This is a genomic window from Bifidobacterium psychraerophilum (genome assembly GCF_000741705.1).
Classification (GTDB): Bacteria; Actinomycetota; Actinomycetes; order Actinomycetales; family Bifidobacteriaceae; genus Bombiscardovia; species Bombiscardovia psychraerophila.
In genome coordinates this window covers 566449-582772 of the sequence record NZ_JGZI01000009.1, presented here as the reverse complement: position 1 = coordinate 582772, position 16324 = coordinate 566449, and the positions used below count along the sequence as shown (strand labels likewise).

11 protein-coding genes are annotated in these 16324 nt (G+C 60.8%); 4 read left to right on the top strand and 7 right to left on the bottom strand.

Translation table 11 applies throughout. The features are described from left to right. Positions 1-91 precede the first annotated feature (91 nt). The 3 genes from purF to purD are packed head-to-tail and all read left to right on the top strand — an operon-like array spanning position 92 to position 3991. Positions 92-1606 (top strand): amidophosphoribosyltransferase, encoded by a 1515-nt coding sequence (purF, locus tag BPSY_RS06400; protein ID WP_033496802.1) that lies wholly within the window; start codon positions 92-94, stop codon positions 1604-1606. 37 nt (positions 1607-1643) lie between these two features. Further along, the gene (purM, locus tag BPSY_RS06395; RefSeq protein ID WP_033496693.1) at positions 1644-2684 is read left to right on the top strand and encodes a phosphoribosylformylglycinamidine cyclo-ligase; all 1041 of its coding nucleotides are present in this window, start codon (positions 1644-1646) and stop codon (positions 2682-2684) included. A 35-nt stretch (positions 2685-2719) separates the two neighbouring features. Continuing rightward, complete coding sequence (gene purD / locus BPSY_RS06390) at positions 2720-3991, top strand: phosphoribosylamine--glycine ligase (RefSeq protein ID WP_033496695.1); 1272 nt, start codon at positions 2720-2722, stop codon at positions 3989-3991. 84 nt (positions 3992-4075) lie between these two features. On the opposite strand, the gene BPSY_RS06385 is transcribed toward purD, so the two are convergent. Continuing rightward, complete coding sequence (locus tag BPSY_RS06385; RefSeq protein WP_051921771.1) at positions 4076-5524, bottom strand: MFS transporter; 1449 nt, start codon at positions 5522-5524, stop codon at positions 4076-4078. A gap of 170 nt (positions 5525-5694) precedes the next feature. Between BPSY_RS06385 and BPSY_RS06380 the strand changes: the two genes are divergently transcribed. Further along, a complete protein-coding gene (locus BPSY_RS06380; protein ID WP_202961784.1) occupies positions 5695-6237 on the top strand; it encodes a MarR family winged helix-turn-helix transcriptional regulator in 543 nt (180 codons plus the stop codon). 24 nt (positions 6238-6261) lie between these two features. Here BPSY_RS06380 and BPSY_RS11075 read toward each other — a convergent pair whose 3' ends face one another. The 6 genes from BPSY_RS11075 to BPSY_RS11065 all read right to left on the bottom strand — a co-directional run bounded on the left by BPSY_RS11075 (position 6262) and on the right by BPSY_RS11065 (position 16088). Beyond that, complete coding sequence (locus BPSY_RS11075) at positions 6262-9015, bottom strand: fibronectin type III domain-containing protein (RefSeq protein WP_051921770.1); 2754 nt, start codon at positions 9013-9015, stop codon at positions 6262-6264. Further along, positions 9015-10391, bottom strand: a complete 1377-nt coding sequence (locus BPSY_RS11070; RefSeq protein ID WP_152596817.1) for a hypothetical protein — start codon at positions 10389-10391, stop codon at positions 9015-9017. The genes BPSY_RS11075 and BPSY_RS11070 overlap by 1 nt, the downstream gene beginning before the upstream one ends. Before the next feature lie 38 nt (positions 10392-10429). Continuing rightward, positions 10430-11221, bottom strand: a complete 792-nt coding sequence (locus tag BPSY_RS06365) for a heme ABC transporter ATP-binding protein (RefSeq protein ID WP_202961783.1) — start codon at positions 11219-11221, stop codon at positions 10430-10432. A gap of 50 nt (positions 11222-11271) precedes the next feature. Continuing rightward, on the bottom strand, positions 11272-12393 hold the full coding sequence (locus tag BPSY_RS06360; protein WP_193346434.1) for a FecCD family ABC transporter permease: 1122 nt from the start codon (positions 12391-12393) through the stop codon (positions 11272-11274). A 4-nt stretch (positions 12394-12397) separates the two neighbouring features. After that, positions 12398-13633, bottom strand: coding sequence for a heme/hemin ABC transporter substrate-binding protein (locus BPSY_RS06355; protein WP_051921768.1), 1236 nt, complete (start codon positions 13631-13633; stop codon positions 12398-12400). Positions 13634-13772: 139 nt separating this feature from the next. Further along, complete coding sequence (locus BPSY_RS11065; RefSeq protein ID WP_152596818.1) at positions 13773-16088, bottom strand: fibronectin type III domain-containing protein; 2316 nt, start codon at positions 16086-16088, stop codon at positions 13773-13775. Between the last annotated feature and the right edge of the window lie 236 nt (positions 16089-16324).

The window sequence follows — 16324 nt, the reverse complement described above, 5'->3', positions numbered from 1 at the left end:
CCTTCGCTTTGCTTGTAGTACACACTTGCTATCGTGTGTAGGGAATGCGGAGTTCCCTACATCACCAAAACATATGGAAGGAGCCGCCAGCATGCCTGCTGAGCTGGAAGGCCTGCATGAGGAATGTGGTGTCTTTGGCGTCTGGGGTCACCCTGATGCCGCCCGTCTGACATACTTCGGCCTGCACGCGTTGCAACATCGCGGCCAGGAGGGTGCGGGCATCGTTTCGAACAATGCCGGGCATCTCATCGGCCACCGAGGCCTCGGCTTACTCACTCAGGTGTTCTCCGAAGAGGCGAATATCACCCGCCTCAAAGGCAACACCACCATCGGACACGTACGCTACGCCACCTCGGGTTCCGGTTCGATCGACAACATCCAACCCTTCATCTTCCGTTTTCACGATGGCGATGTGGCGCTCTGCCACAACGGCAATCTGACCAACTGCGAATCGCTGAAATGCGAGCTCGAAGGTCAGGGCGCCATCTTCCACTCGAATTCGGATACCGAAGTCCTGATGCATCTCATCCGCCGCGCACCGGGCAATGATTTCATAGAGCAGCTGAAATATGCGCTCAATCAGGTCCATGGCGGATTCGCCTACCTGCTGATGACGGAGAACGCCATCATCGGCGCCCTGGATCCCAATGGCTTCCGTCCCCTTTCCTTGGGCCGCATGACCAACGGGGCCTACATCCTGGCTTCGGAAACCTGCGCCCTCGATATCGTCGGGGCCGAACTCGTCCGTGATATCCGTCCCGGGGAGATCGTCATCATCGACGATTCCGGATACCGCATCGAACGGTACACGGATGACACCCAATTGGCGATCTGCTCGATGGAGTTCATCTATTTCGCCCGTCCCGATTCGAATATCTACGGCATCAATGTGCATTCAGCACGCAAGCGCATGGGTGCACGGCTGGCCAAGGAATGCGCGGTTGACGCGGATATGGTGATCGGCGTGCCCAACTCCTCGCTTTCGGCGGCGTCAGGGTATGCCGAGGCATCGGGCCTTCCGAATGAAATGGGTCTGATCAAGAACCAGTATGTGGCCCGCACCTTCATCCAGCCCACCCAGGAGCTTCGTGAGCAGGGTGTCCGCATGAAGCTGGCGGCCGTGCGCGGCGTCGTGTCGGGCAAACGTGTGATCGTCATCGACGATTCCATCGTTCGCGGCACGACCTCGCGGCGTATCGTGCGTCTGCTGCGTGAGGCAGGGGCCACGGAAGTCCATATGCGCATCGCGTCACCCCCGCTGAAGTACCCCTGCTATTACGGCATCGACATCCAGAAAAGCTCCGAGCTCATCGCCGCCAAGAAATCGGTCGAGGACATCCGCGAATACATCGGCGCCGATTCACTGGCCTTCCTGACGGTCGACGGTCTGGTCGAATCCATAGGACTGAATGCGAATGCGCCGTATGGCGGTCTGTGCGTGGCGTATTTCAACGGCGACTACCCGACGAGGTTGGACGACTACGAGGAGGATTTCCTTGCGGCTCTGACGCCGGAGGATCGCCTTCGCGTAACACGTTTCGCTGAGGACACCAGCGGATACAAGGACAATGAATTCGTCAATCCACCAGCCGCCGTACAGATATAGCGCTTCAAACAGTCGTACCACCAAGGGAAGGTCATCCATGCCAACAGCCTACGAAAACGCCGGTGTGAGCGTCGAAGCTGGTTATGAAGTCGTCAACAGGATTCAACGCCATGTCGCACGTACCGCGCGCAAGGGCGCAGGCGGTATAGGAGGGTTCGGCGGACTGTTCGATCTGTCCTCACTCGCGTACAAGGAGCCGGTCCTGGTCTCGGGAACCGATGGCGTGGGCACCAAGCTCATGGTCGCCAAGGCCGCCAATCGTCACGACACCATAGGCATGGATTGCGTGGCCATGTGCGTCAACGACATCCTCGCCCAAGGTGCGGAGCCGCTCTTCTTCCTCGATTACATCGCCTGTGGGAAGAACGATCCCGCACTGCTCGAACAGGTCGTCAAAGGCGTCGCCGATGGCTGCGTCGAGGCGGGTGCGGCATTGGTCGGCGGCGAAACTGCCGAGATGCCCGATATGTACGATGCCGATGAGTATGATCTCGCCGGCTTCACGGTTGGTGTGGTCGAAAAAAGCAAGATCATCGATGGCAGCGCCATCAGCGAGGGCGATGTGATCATCGGTCTGCCATCATCAGGCGTGCATTCGAACGGATTCTCACTGGTCCGCAAGGCGCTGTTCAAGGATTCGGATTTCACCGTGGACTCCAAGCTGCCCGAACTCGAGGGGCTGACCTTGGCGGATGAACTCCTCAAACCCACCCGCATCTACGCCAAGGCGCTGAAGCCGTTGTTCGCAGCCGACGTGTTGAACGGTGTCGCCCACGTCACAGGTGGAGGCTTCGTGGAAAAGGTGCCACGCATCATTCCCGAAGGGCTCGCGGCGGCCTTCGACATCGACAGCTGGGATGTTCCGCCCATCTTCCGCATTCTTCAGGAACATGGTCATGTCGAGGCGCTGGAGATGTATAACATCTTCAATATGGGCATCGGCATGGTGCTTATGGTCAGCCCCGCCAAGGCGGCGGAGGTCGGCAGAATTCTCGATGAGGCGAATGAACCGCATTACGTCGTCGGACGAATCATCAAGGATAACGGTGCCCGCGTGGAACTGCGCCACGGCATCTGAATCCAGGCATGAGATCTGACGAGGAGAGGAACACCATGGGACAGAAGGTTTTGATCATCGGTTCGGGCGCCCGCGAGCACGCGGTGGCGTATTCCCTGCTCAAGGGAGACAGCATTGATGACGTGTATTGCTCCCCCGGCAATCCCGGTATGGAGCGTGACGGCATCCACACGAGCCAGTTGGCACAGACCAACCACGCGGCTCTGATCGATTTCGTACGGGAGAACAATATCGACTGGGTCTTCGTAGGGCCGGAGGTCCCTCTGATGGAGGGTATCGTCGATGGTTTCGCCGATGCGGGGATCAAGGCTTTCGGACCGGACAAGGCGGCCGCACAGATCGAGGGATCGAAGGATTTCGCCAAACGCCTGATGGAACGGCACAGCATTCCGACCGCCAAATACCAGACCTTCGAGGATCTGGAACGTGCGGAACAATATGTTCAGGACCAGGGTGCCCCGATCGTGATCAAGGCCGATGGGCTGGCTGCAGGCAAGGGAGTCACCGTCGCGATGAGCGTCGAGGAGGCCATCGCCGCCCTGGAGGATATTTTCGTCGACCATCGCTTCGGCCTGGCCGGGGCCAAGGTCGTCATCGAGGAGTACCTGGAAGGTCAGGAATTCTCACTGATGAGTTTCGTCAGAGGCGCTGAGTTCTGGCCTATGCCCATCTCTCAGGATCACAAACGTGCCTATGACGGTGATGAGGGTCCGAATACGGGTGGTATGGGCGCTTACAGCCCGGTCCCGCGAATCGGTCAGGACATCGTGGACGAGGCCATTGAAACGATTGTGAAGCCGACGGCGCAAGCCATGGTCGATGAGGGCGTCCCCTTCACCGGCATTCTCTATGCCGGTCTGATCGCCACCGAGGACGGCCCGAAGGTCATCGAATACAACGCCAGGTTCGGCGACCCGGAGACGGAAGTGGTGCTCCCCCGTCTGAGCTCCGATCTCGGTGCCGGCATCAGTGCCCTGCTTGATGGCGGGCAACCGGAGTTCTCATGGGATGCCGATGGTGCCACGCTCGGCGTGGTCCTGGCTTCCGAAGGATATCCCGTCAATACGGTAACGGGTGCCCCCATTCCCGAGATCGATGTCGATGAAGACTCCCATGTCTATTATGCGGGCGTCGCCACCTCGGAGGAGAACCCCAAGCAGCTCCTCGCCTCATCAGGACGCGTGCTGCTGGTCGAATCCTCGGCGCCGACCATCAAGGAGGCGCAGGACAAGGTCTACGGCATCATCGATGGATTGGATACCACCGGGATGTTCTATCGTCACGACATCGGTGCCAAGGCGCTCTGAACCCACCCCTACATACAGTGCGGCGCTTGGGCCCCAGCCAGGTATTCAGCTGGGTCCCAAGCGCCGCACTGTATATGCATCCGCCTATCGGTCTGAGGCACCGGTGCCCTTCCTTTCGGCCTTCCTCTTACCGCTCGCGGGGATGAAGGCGGCGATCACCGCCGCGATCACCGCGACGATGCAGCCCATCAGCAATCCCGTTCTGAATCCTGCAAGCGTCGGGATGCTGGCACCGCCGAATGAGGAGCTGTTCGTCGCCAGCACCGCCGCGATCACCGCGGAGGACACCGAGGTGCCGATTGAACGCATCACGCTGTTGAAACTGTTGGAAGACGCCTTTTCACTGGCCGGTACTCCACTCATGATGAGCGTCGGCATGGCACCGAAGGCCAGACCGGTACCGATGCTGCCAATGCAGGAGGTGATCATCAGCCCCACGAGTGAACCGGTCAGCATCATCGCAAGCCCGTAGCCCACGACCATGGTCAATGCGCCGCAGATCAGGGTCGTCTTGGCACCGAATTTGGCGGTGATTGTCGCACCCGGCGATGAAACGGCCATCATGGCGAAACCGCTGGGGGCCATCCACAGACCCATTTGCAGCATCGTCTGCCCAAGCCCGTAGCCCGTGGATGTCGGCAGCTCCATCAGTTGCGGCAACAGCAGGGACTGCGCATACATGGCGAAGCCTATGAAGATCGACGCCACATTCGTGACGAGCACGGTGGGTCTTCTCATGATCCGCAGGTCAACCAGCGGATTGCCGTACCGCAGCTCCCACCATCCCCACAGCAATGCGATGATGAGCGCAGCGACGAACAGCACGATGATTCCCATGCTCGTCCATCCCCAGGAGCTCCCCTTGATGATACCCAGCAGCAAGCAGAGCAGTGCTCCACCGAGACCCACGGCACCGATGAAATCGAATGGTGCGTAGACGGGGGTGTGCGTGGGTTTGGGAATCAGGGTGACGATGAGCACGAAGATCAGAGCCGCTATGACGAAATCGATCCAGAAGAGGCCACGCCAGCTGACGTACTGAATGATGGCCGCCGCGGCGGGCAGACCCAATGCGCCTCCGATGCCCATTGACGAGCTCATCAATGCGATGGCGGTTCCCACCCGTTTGGGTGGCAGCACATCGTGCAGCAGGCTGATGCCGAGAGGCACCATACCCGTGGCGATGCCTTGCAATCCCCTGCCGAGAATCATCATCGCTATGTTCGGCGCCGTGGCGCATATCGCCGATCCGAGGATCAGCGGCACCAAAGCGATCAGCAGCATCCGCCTCTTGCCATAGGTGTCGGCCAGTTTGCCGAGAATCGGCATGCCCACAGCCCCGGTGAGCAGGGTGATCGTTACGGCCCACGCCGTGATCGAAGGATCCGAGGAGAAGAGCTTGGGCAATGCTCCGACCAATGGAATGACCAGTGTCTGGGTCAGTGATGCGGCGATGCCCGCCGCCGCCAACACGGCGATGATGATGCCGGGTCTGCTTGTTCCGCCGCCCTGTTTGCTTTCAGTGTTCTGCATAAGCAGTATTCGTCCTTTGCTGTTATATGTCGATGCAAGCCTTGGTGCAGATGTAGATGCAGGTGCCGGTCTCGGTTCACGAACGACGAACTCAAATGTGCATCATGCAATCAATATGCATAATACACAAATATGCATAATACACAAGATATGTCATATACATATCTCTCATGTATAATCAACTGAGCATGACCAGCAATAAGGAGACAGGGATGAATGATGACGCCAAGGACAACACGGCCCTGCTCGAAGACATGGTCGCCATCGAATACGAATGCTTGATGCTCGGCAAACGCATCGTACGCGTGGCGGGGTTCCGGGATCCGCAGATCGGCATACTCGACAGAAGCGCGTACATCCTGCTGGTCAGCTTGGAACATGCAACACTGAGCATAGGCGAGTTGAGCGAAGTCACAGGACTTGACGCCTCCACGCTCAACCGTCAGACCGCCGCGATGAGACGCGACGGCATCATCGAACGCATCCCCGATCCACAGGGCGGCATGGCCCGGAAGTTCAGAATCTCACGCAAGGGAAAGGACAGTCTGCAACGGCAGCGCCGCCGTAACCTCGGTGCGCTCTCAACGGTCCTCACGGACTGGTCCAGTGCCGACATATCCGAATTCGCCAACTTGCTGACGCGCTTCAATCGATCCGTCCAGGAACGAGTCAGCATCAACAACGGCAGAACCGGCACCAGCGCGGGCGAGTGAGCCATACCCATCCCATCGGGAGATTCAAAGACCCAGACTCCTGTCAAGTTCGAATGCGGGATCAAGACCCAGTCTCCTGCGAATGACCCATGCCGCTCCCAAGGGCAGACCCGAAGCGAGCGCCACCGCTCCTGAGGCCGCGGCGACGCCCACAGCCGTATCCCGGACCGCCGCGATAGGGACCGCCGAAGCGCCGTCAGCTTGGTCACCGAGCTGGGACGAGCCACCCTCCCCGGCTCCGGCACTTCCAGTGGCCTTCGACGGATTCTGTGCGGAGCCTGCGGAAGAAGCGCCCACCCCCGGACTGCCGCCGCTGCTCGTTCCCGAGGTGTCAGCCGATCCGGCTGCGGTATCGAGTGTCTCGGACGCCTCAGGCGCCGGGACGCTGTAGCTGCCGTCATAAGCGATTGAAAGCGCCGTGGCGGGCTTGGCGTAATCACGCGCGCCATCGGAGGTGTACCAGTATGAGGATTGGCCGGTGAGCATCTGGAAGTCGACGAAACTCTGGGGGAATGAGCCCCAATACGCGGCGTTGTCGCCTGTTTTGGCGGCCTGCTGGTTACGTCCGCCCGTCGAGTTGACGGTCACGCCAAGATACTCGGGTTTCTGCGTGAAACCATGGTCTTCAGCGGCCTTGTCGACATCCACCTTCTTCAGGTCGGCAAGCACGACCGTCGTGTCCGACAGGGTGTTCCACTTGGTGCTGTCGTCCATATCCGCACCGTATCCGCTCGCCGTGGCCGTAAGCTGCCCGTTGCCGTCGGCGTCGAGGGTCAAGCGCGGATCGCTCACGCTCCAATACGTCATCCCTCCATAGAACACGACGGTCCATGAGCCCGTCCACCGGATGCTCGTGGAGCCGTCGGCCGCCACAACCCCCTCCCCGTCGCTGACGACCACCTGGGATTCGGTATTCACCGAACGCCCGTCCACACGCTTCTGCATCGTCACCTGCGTACCGTCACGGGTCAGGCATCGGCTGCCCCAGCTTGCGGCCTCCCATTGGCCTGCCGTATTCGGCTTCTGAATCCGCACATTGCCCGAACTCGCGGAGTACAGGGATCCGTCGGTCCACACCGTGGATTTTCCCGAATCCCCCGATTTCCCGGCGGAGAGGAAATTGCACCCGCCGTAGTACGCCGCCGAATTCGCCTCGTCGTTCATGCCCCAGCGAAGCGTCGCATTCGATATCGTGGTTCCGCCCTTCACCGGATCACCGTCATCATCCTGCGCGGCGCCTGGGACCGTGAGCTGCACGGCGTTCGAGGAAGGCCCGGCGCCAATCGCATTCTGCGCCGCGACACTGATCTGGTAGGTCGCCCCCGCCTCCAAAGCCGACAATATCCCCGAATCCGCATCCGCTCCGTCGAATGAAGCGCTCACGACGTCGGCATCGCCTGCCGAGCCTTCCGTCGGATTCACCTTGATCGCCGTGGCGACATAAGCGCTGATCGCGGGAAGTCCGAGGTCATCAGGCGCCACCCATGTCAGGGAGACCGAAGTGCCCTCGGGCTTGCCCACGACCAGTCCGGTCGGGGCGCCCGGAAGGCGACCCACCGTATACGTGGTCGATGCCACGGGATTGGCGGCATCCCCCTTCTCGAATATGGCGAATGCATAGCTGCCGGTGGCGCTTGCCGCAGGAACCGTGTAGCGCAGCGATGCGCTCCCTTCCTGGGAGATGGTGACGATCTCATCCAGGAGGACCCATTGCCCATCGGAACCGGCCCTGATCCCCGCCTGATACTCTTTGCCTGCCTGCGGAGCCTTGATATTGAAGGTGATCTCCCTGCCCGCCTGGACCACCGACTGGCTGGCGACCACACTCACCGTGTCACGTGCGATCGTCATGGCCGAAACGACCTTGCGCGGCTGGATCGTGCCCGCACCACCATCCGATGTGTACCAATATGAGGATTGTCCGGTCAGCACCGCGTACTGCAGCCAGCTATCCGGGAAGGCACCCCACCAGGATTCGTTGCTCGCGGTCTTCTCAGCCTGAGGGTTTCTGCCCTGGATCTCACTTGAGACGGATACACCGAGATAGTCGGGTGTCACCGTGATGCCGGATTCACTCACCTGCACGTCGGAAAGATCAGCGACATGAATCGGGGTGCTGGGCAGGGTCAGCCATGTCGCCGGGTCGTCCATATCCGCGCCATAGCCGGATGCGGTTCCGGTGATGGTGCCTTTGCCATTGAGTACGACGAGCTTGAGATCCGAAATCGTCCAGTAGGTCATGCCGCCGTAATACACGATCGTGAATGACCCGTCCCATGTGACCGTCGCCGAGTTCGTGGAGGGATTCAGACTTCCCGATCCTCCCGAGATGCGCACCACATTCTCGGAATAACTCGGCTGTGTCGCGGGGTTCCCACCGGAAACGGCCATATTCATGCCGCTTGTCCTGCCATTGATGCTCGTCCCGTATCGGTTCTGGCATTTGTTCGTCCAGGTCTGGGCGAGCATGTTTCCCTCGGCATCAGGCTTGAGGATTTCGACATTCGCGCTTGTCTGTTTCCACAGGCCTGAATTCTCGGACCACACCCCCGAGGTGCCTGCGTCCCCGGATGTGCCGGCGGTGAGAAAATTGCACCCACCGAAGTATGATCCGCCACCGGACTCGGGATTCACACCCCATTGAAAGACCATGTCGGAGACCGCCGTTTCACCCACCGAGGCGGAAGCGGACAAGGTCATGGCGGAGGCGACCGCAACCATGCAGATGGCTGTGGAGACCGAACTCACGATTCTCAGGATTCGCCGCCACGTCTTCATCAACGCCCCTCCTCTTGCAAGGTTTCGTTACCCTCATCTAACAATCCGCGCGTCGTGGTCCCGGTCATCTGATCGGCGATCACAGGCGTGATGATCTGGGTGTGTTGCAAGGAGTCCCCATCGGATCCGCCTCCCGATGATTGCGCGTGATCCTGCCCATCGGCCGCCATGCCGCCCGGCACATCACCCCGCGCCTGCCGTTGCGCGAAGAAGGGTGATGAGACGGGCCCCGCTGAAGCCGGGAGCACGCCGGGATACCCTGTGGTCTCCTCACTCCGGATGTCTACGGATGCGTCGGATGCCCTCGCCTGCTCCTTGGCCAGTTTCCGATATCCCCTTCGGCGCGTGCGCATGGTTTTGACCTCCTGCTTGGTGCGCACGCTCTGAGCACGTCGCTGCCTGCGTGCGATCTCCTTCTCCAAAGCGCTCGGAGAGACGCCCAGCAACAGTGACTTCGCCGCAAGATATCCACCGACACCGGCGGCGAGCAGGATTGCACTGACCCCCAGCAGCACCAAGGCTATGGATATGAGCCGCTGGGTCCACGAACTTCCCTGCGACTGTGCTGCCAAAGCCGCGAGAAGCGCGGCCTCGTCCGCCGACGCATCGGCATTCCCGGTATCTGAGGCTTCACCGTCCGCGCCAGCATTGCCGTTCGCAGTCTGTGAGGCATCGGCTGCATCCGTCGAAGCCGTGGTCGAAGGCACGGAGGAAGCCGAGCCCGAAGCGGATGCCGAGGATTGGGATGTCGGCGAGGCTGTGGAACTGGCGGCCGCGGCGAAGCTCACCGGGGTGAAGGTCTCATTGCTGGAATTCACCACACCGTGGGCACCGATGGTGATGATGCCGCACCCACTGGTCGAGCAATCCACGGCGGTCGGGTTGCCCTGCCGGTCCTTGCTGGTGAATCGCTGCCCGGGCACGGTCAACTTCGCATTCCATGTGCCATCCGCATCGAGGGTGCCGCCATTGGCGGCCGATTCGGTGGAGCTTCCCGGGAATGCGACGAAGAGCTCATAGCCCACCGGATTGCTTTCATCATCGGAGACGTAACGATAGTTCGTGCCCGTCACCCCACCCTGGGAGGGACGCCACGATGTGCCCTGCGGATCGCTCACCCAGCCGAAGAGTACATAGATGCCGCCGAATCCACCTTTGATCGATTGGAATCCCGTTCCCTGCAGATCGAGCGTGGTGTTCCCATCGCTTTTCATCGTGCCGCCCTCAACCGTCACCCGAACCTTCGCGCCGGCCGCCGAAGCGGTCATCACGGGCAGTGAGAAAGCCGCCGTACACACCACCAGCAGGGTCATCATGCAGCACAGCGCCGCGCGGCCCGCACGGCTGGTTCTGAAGACTGCGGGAAGAATACTCATCGCTCGCTCCTTACGGTGCTTTGCCTCATCATGATGCGTCATTCCTGGTCACCTTCCTTGCGGGATGGCAGGATCACCAGGCCATGACCGGGATGTTCGAAGACATCGATCGGATACTGGTAGACCTCGGAAAGGGACTCCGCGGTCATCACGTCCACCGGCCTGCCGATACTCCTGATCCGCCCGGATTCAAGCAAGGCGACGCGATCCGCATACGCGGCGGCCACATCCAGGGCATGGAGCACGACAACCACTGCGCAGCCCGAACGCGCATAGTCGCGGCAGAGCCGCATGACCATCTCCTGATGTTTGATATCCATGGCCGCCGTCGGCTCGTCAAGCAGGAGCAGTGGCGAGGCCTGCGCCAGCACCCGGGCGAAGGCGACCCTGCCCCGTTCACCGCCGGAGAGGGAGGTGTAGACGCGTTCGGACAGTCCTTCGGATTCGGTCATCGCCATCGCCGAGGCGACAATCATCTCGTCATCGCTTTCGGCGCTGCTCCCGATCCACGGCGACCTTCCCATCTGTACGACCTGCTCGACGGTGAAGGGGAAACTCATATCGTTCTGTTGGAGCATCACCGCACGGCGCATGGCCAATTCGATCGGATCCCACGCCCCGATCGGCACACCGAACAGCGAGACCGAACCGCTGCGGAGTTCGACGTCACCGGTGATCGCATTCAGCAGAGTGGATTTTCCCGCCCCGTTCGGCCCTACCAAGGCCAGCACCTCACCGGCACTGACATCGAAGCTGATGTCGTCGAGAATGCTCCTTCCATCGATCCCGACACCCACCGAGGTCAGTGAGAGCAGCTGTTGACCGGGCATCGGCATACGGGGTTCCCTATGGGCGATCCAAGGAAGACGTAATACTGGCATCAGGCCCAACCCCCGGACTTGGAACGGCTGCGACGGAGCAGCCAGAAGAAGAAGGGACCGCCGAGGAGTGATGTGAGCATGCCGATGGGCAGATCCGCGAACTGCACCAGGGTCCTGGCCGCGAAATCGGCGACGGAGAGGAGCAACGCACCTCCCAACGCGCAGGCCGGGAGCAAAGCCCGATGCCCCGGCCCTATGATCAGGCGCAGCAGATGCGGCACCACCAGTCCCACGAAAGAGATGATTCCCGCGAAGGCGACGGCCGATGAGACCAGGAGGGCCACCATCAGCATGGCGAAGAAGCGCAGCCTTTCCACATTCACTCCCAGGTGGCGCGCCGACTTCTCCCCCAAGGACAGCAGATCGAGTTGGCGCGAGATGAACATCACGGCGATCACGCCGAGGACGCACATGGGTGCGACCATCATCACCTGCTGCCACCTGCTTCCGTTCAGACTGCCCATCTGCCAGAAGACGATCTGGTCGCGGGCCGAGGTCGGCGCTTTGAAGGTGATGAAGGCTATGGCCGCACCGGCAACGGCATTAACCGCCACACCGGTCAGGATCAACGTGACCACCTCGGTACGTCCGTTGCGTCTGGCGAGCGCATACACGCACAGCGTGGTGAACAGTCCGAATACGAATGCGAGCAGCGGCGTGGTGAATGCCCCCAGGAAGGTCCAGCCCATCAGGATGGAAAGGCTGGCACCGACAGCGGCCCCGGAGGACACCCCGACCGTTCCCGGTTCCGCCAAGGGATTGCCGAAGACGCCTTGCATCACGGCACCGGCCACAGCGAGCGATGCCCCGACGATCAAGGACATCACGATTCTGGGGAAACGCACATTCCACAGCGCTTCCTCACCATAGGCCTGCTGTGGCTGCGGGAACCAGTCGATACCGACTTTGCCCAATACGGAGCCGAGCACCTGATCAAAGGGGATGATCAACTGCCCCAAGGACGCCGAAACAAGCGTCATCACCAGCAGCGCGACGAGCAACAGCAGAAAGACCAAGGATATCCTGGTCATGCCCGCGCTTCTCGATGCGGCCGTGATCTCCGTGAGACGGTCGTCCATCGGGGCGACATCGTGCGCCGAAGATTCTTTGCGTTCGTTCATACACTCATTCCTCGCCCAGCTGCTTCAACCGTTTGCTAATCAATTCAGGTGCTTCGTCCGGCTGGTATGACTGCTCCGGGGCATATACCGCGGTGGCCAGGGCCGCAAGCACCTGTGCCGTCTGCGGACCGAAACTCATCACCTCGTAATCGCTCATATCGACGACCCGTTGATGCCTGCCCGCCGGCGTCTCCTTGATGCCGGGCAGATTGAGCATCGACTCGAAACCTCCCGCCGAGGCGATGCCGAGTGTCATGGCGATGATCACATCCGGTTTCGCCTTGATCAGGGCCTCCGCGTTGGTCGGGGCCATGCCTTTGAAGCCGACTTCCTTGGCCACGTCGTTGGCGCCGATGGATTGGATGAGCGAATCTGCGCCCGAACCCTCTCCGAACCAGTAGTAGATCGATGTTCCCCGCACATACAGGAATACGATGCGTGGCTTCCTCTTCGAATCGGTAGGCGCCATCCTGCCTATCGCCTGGATGGTCTGGTTGATTTCGCTGTTCGTGCGCTCGGCTAGTTGCCTGCCCAGATCCTCGACGCCAAGGGCCTGCGCGACTTTTTCTATCTGCTCGGCCACCCCGCCCACACCTTTGTCGTTGACGATCGGCACGAACACCACGGGGATGCCCGATTCCCGCATCTGCAGCTGCACGTCGTAGGGCCCGATCGTCGTGTCCGTGATGATCACCGTCGGTTGCAGGTTGAGTATCGCCTCGGCGTTCAGATCCATGCCGTTCTGTGTGACCAGGGGCAGTTTGTCAAGTCCGGACGATCCGGTGGCGGTGTCGCGGCCAACCAGATTGCAGCCGAAGCCGAGGGCGTATGTGGCGGCCGCGAGACCGCCGTTCTGGTTAAGCGCCAGAATCCTCGTGGTATCGGTGACCGTCTGCCGCACACCGTCCGAACTGTCAACGCTCACCGGCAGCTTCTGCTGCTCCTGCGGGGCGTCACTGATCGGAATGATCTGATCGCTTCTCGTATAGGCCGTGGTGCGTCCGGTGATGCTCCGGGGATCCCTCAACGAGGAGGAGGTCACCGAAGGGAGCTGGGGCGGGTTCGCCGTGGTCGAGGCCTTGGGCACGTCGCATGATTCAAGATCCTCCGCGGAAATGGTTCCGATGTTCGCGCATCCGGACAGCAGGAGCAACATCGGAAGCATCATGCATGAGATGGCGCGGCGGAACGCCTTGCCGCCGGCACGGCAGCCCGACCCATTCCCCGCAGTGATCCACATAGCAACCGGCCTTTCGCCACACATTCTTCGATTGATATCCCCACAACGAGCTGTGGGACCCGTGGAACCGGGCCCCACGGGGATGCCGGATGCCTGCAGACGGCATCCGGATCACGGGTGGGAACCCTTCATCGCATACTCAACGATTCCGGGTCTCTCCCAGCCTGGCTCCCCTGCGATGCATCACCGTGGCGGCACCTCCTGCGATGAGCAACAGCAGGATGGCGAGGGCCGATACGAATACATCGGCGCCCGTCGTGGCGAGCAGATCCTTGTCGGCGACGACCGATGCATTCCCCTTGGCTCCTGACTGCGAGCCACCGCCACCGAGGGCGGAATCGCCTGCACCCGTCGAATCGTCCCCGGCTGCAGTGCCCGGATCATCATCCACGGCGCCACCATCCTCATCCCCCTGATTCGCATCACTTGCGGCGGGAGACACGGCGGATGCGCTGAAGACGGACGAACTCGCCAAACCTGCGGTGTTGACCGCAGCGACGCTTGCCGTATACCGCTGCAGCGGATCAAGCCCGGTGAACAAGACGGTGTTCGCAGGAGCCTGCACCGTCTGTGACAGGTTGATTTCGGTCAGTGACAGGCTCCGGGCCAGAATGCCGTCATCGGATTGCAAGGATGACGTCGGCGCAGCCTCTTCCTCAGGTGTCAGCGTCACCACATAGTGATCGATCGCGGCACCGCCATCGCTCTGTGGGGCCAGCCAGTTGACGCGCAGCTCACCTTGACGGCTTGTGGAGACGACCGTCACGTTCCGTGGTGCCGAGGGCGCTTCTGGATCGGGTTGAGGTGCATCCTTCAGCGAGATCTCCTGGACTTTGTCGAGACGGCGATCGCTCAGTGAAAGCTGACGCGCAGCGATGGTGCCGACCGTGTATCGCTTGCCGTATTCAAAGGTGTTGGCGGGCACGGTGATCGTCGTGGTGAATGTCCCATCCTTGATGGCGCTTGCCTGCACGGCCGAGGCCTTGGTGAAGTCATTGGCCGAGGCCGGGTTCTGGCCTGGCTTCCACACTGAGGTGTCCGCCACCACGACGTACACGCCGTATATGGCCGCCCCTCCGGTGTATCCTCTTCCGGTCACGGTGAAGGTGTTGTCAACTGCGGGATCGATATCCGAGGTCGGCGTCACCGAAAGGGCGAGATCCGTCGAGGGATCCGGATTCGGGATGACCGCGTCGGATGAGGCGGATGGCTGTGAGGAGCCGTTGGCGTTCTTTGCCGTGACCGTGGCCGTATAGGAGACACCGGGTGCGCTGAGCGAGGTGAATGTTGCCGTGGTGCTTCCGGCATCCACATCCTTGGTCTGTGCCGTTCCTGTTTCAGGCGTCAGCGTGACCGTGTAGCCGGTGATCTCCGATCCCCCGTCATCACTTGGGGCGGCCCACCCGATCGTGGCCCCATAGGAGGCACTTGTGGTGACTGCCGTCGCGGTGGGTTTGCCGGGGGCGGCCGGAACCGTGCTGGTGGGAGTGGCATCAAGCTTGTAGCCGATGGTGATGGGTGATGCCGGTTTGCGTGGCTGAACCGTTGTGGCCCCGCCATCCGAGGTGTACCAGTACGAAGACTGACCGGTCAGCACCGCATATTCGAGCCATGTGTTGGGGAATGCGCCCCACCAGGTGGCGTTGGCATCGCTCTTCGCCGCCTGAGGATTACGCCCCTGTATCTCGTCGGAGACCGCGACACCCAGATAATCGGGCGTGACGCTGATGCCGGAGTCGGTCACCAGCACATCACTGAGATCGGCCACTGTGATCTCCTGCGTGGGCAGGGTTATCCACTTCGTGGCATCATCCATATCGGCACCGTATCCGGATGCTGTTCCCGTGATGCTCCCCTTGCCGTCGACGATGTCAAGCACGGGATTCGAGATCGTCCAATAGGTCATGCCACCGTAGTAGACGATGGTGAATGAACCCTCCCACTCGATATGAGCCGATCCCGTCGCAGGATTCACGGTGCCGGAACCATTCGAGACCCGCACCACGTTCTCCGAATACGTGGGCTGCGTCTCCGGATCCGCGCCGGTGACCGTCATGTTCAGCCCGGCGGTCTTGGAGTTGACACTCGTCCCGTATCGGTTCTGGCATTTGTTCGCCCACGTCGTAGGCACCAGGTTTCCCGTGGCGTCGGGTTTGAGCACGTCGACATTGCCGGAGGATTGGCTCCACAGACCTGATGCCTGCGTCCACAGACCCGATGCGCCGGCATCCCCCGCGGCCCCTGCGGAGAGGAAATTACATCCTCCGAAATAGGCGCCTCCACCGGATTCGTCGTTCACACCCCACTCGAATGACACCCCCGAAACCGCGGTGTCATCGGATGCCGCGGAGGCCGAGGCCGTGCCCAGCACCGTGACCGAAAGCGTGGCCACAGCCGTCAATGCTCCGACGAGCATGGCTCGCCATCGTTTTCTTCCTGATATTTCGCTCTTCACACGGCTCCCTTTCCCCGGCGATATCGTTGGTGAATCAGAGATTCACACCCTCTTCGGCGCATGGTTCGAACAGTCAGAATCGAACCATTTTCAACAAAAACCAAGTAATATCGAATATTCGAAGTGCTTCTGCATCGAGAAAGCTATCAAAGTTTTCAAGGTTCTGACAAGACCCCGGAGCGATTTTTTTCGTTCATATATCGAAATGCGTCGTCCGCGATGGGAATCACGACCAT

Excerpts from the sequence above, each read along its gene's own strand:
- BPSY_RS11070 (WP_152596817.1), bottom strand. The coding sequence starts at position 10,391 with ATGAGTATTCTTCCCGCAGTCTTCAGAACCAGCCGTGCGGGCCGCGCG.
- BPSY_RS06365 (WP_202961783.1), bottom strand. The coding sequence starts at position 11,221 with ATGCCCGGTCAACAGCTGCTCTCACTGACCTCGGTGGGTGTCGGGATC.
- BPSY_RS06380 (WP_202961784.1), top strand. The coding sequence starts at position 5,695 with ATGTATAATCAACTGAGCATGACCAGCAATAAGGAGACAGGGATGAAT.
- purM (WP_033496693.1), top strand. The coding sequence starts at position 1,644 with ATGCCAACAGCCTACGAAAACGCCGGTGTGAGCGTCGAAGCTGGTTAT.
- BPSY_RS06360 (WP_193346434.1), bottom strand. The coding sequence starts at position 12,393 with ATGAACGAACGCAAAGAATCTTCGGCGCACGATGTCGCCCCGATGGAC.
- BPSY_RS06385 (WP_051921771.1), bottom strand. The coding sequence starts at position 5,524 with ATGCAGAACACTGAAAGCAAACAGGGCGGCGGAACAAGCAGACCCGGC.
- BPSY_RS06355 (WP_051921768.1), bottom strand. The coding sequence starts at position 13,633 with ATGTGGATCACTGCGGGGAATGGGTCGGGCTGCCGTGCCGGCGGCAAG.
- purD (WP_033496695.1), top strand. The coding sequence starts at position 2,720 with ATGGGACAGAAGGTTTTGATCATCGGTTCGGGCGCCCGCGAGCACGCG.
- BPSY_RS11075 (WP_051921770.1), bottom strand. The coding sequence starts at position 9,015 with ATGAAGACGTGGCGGCGAATCCTGAGAATCGTGAGTTCGGTCTCCACA.
- purF (WP_033496802.1), top strand. The coding sequence starts at position 92 with ATGCCTGCTGAGCTGGAAGGCCTGCATGAGGAATGTGGTGTCTTTGGC.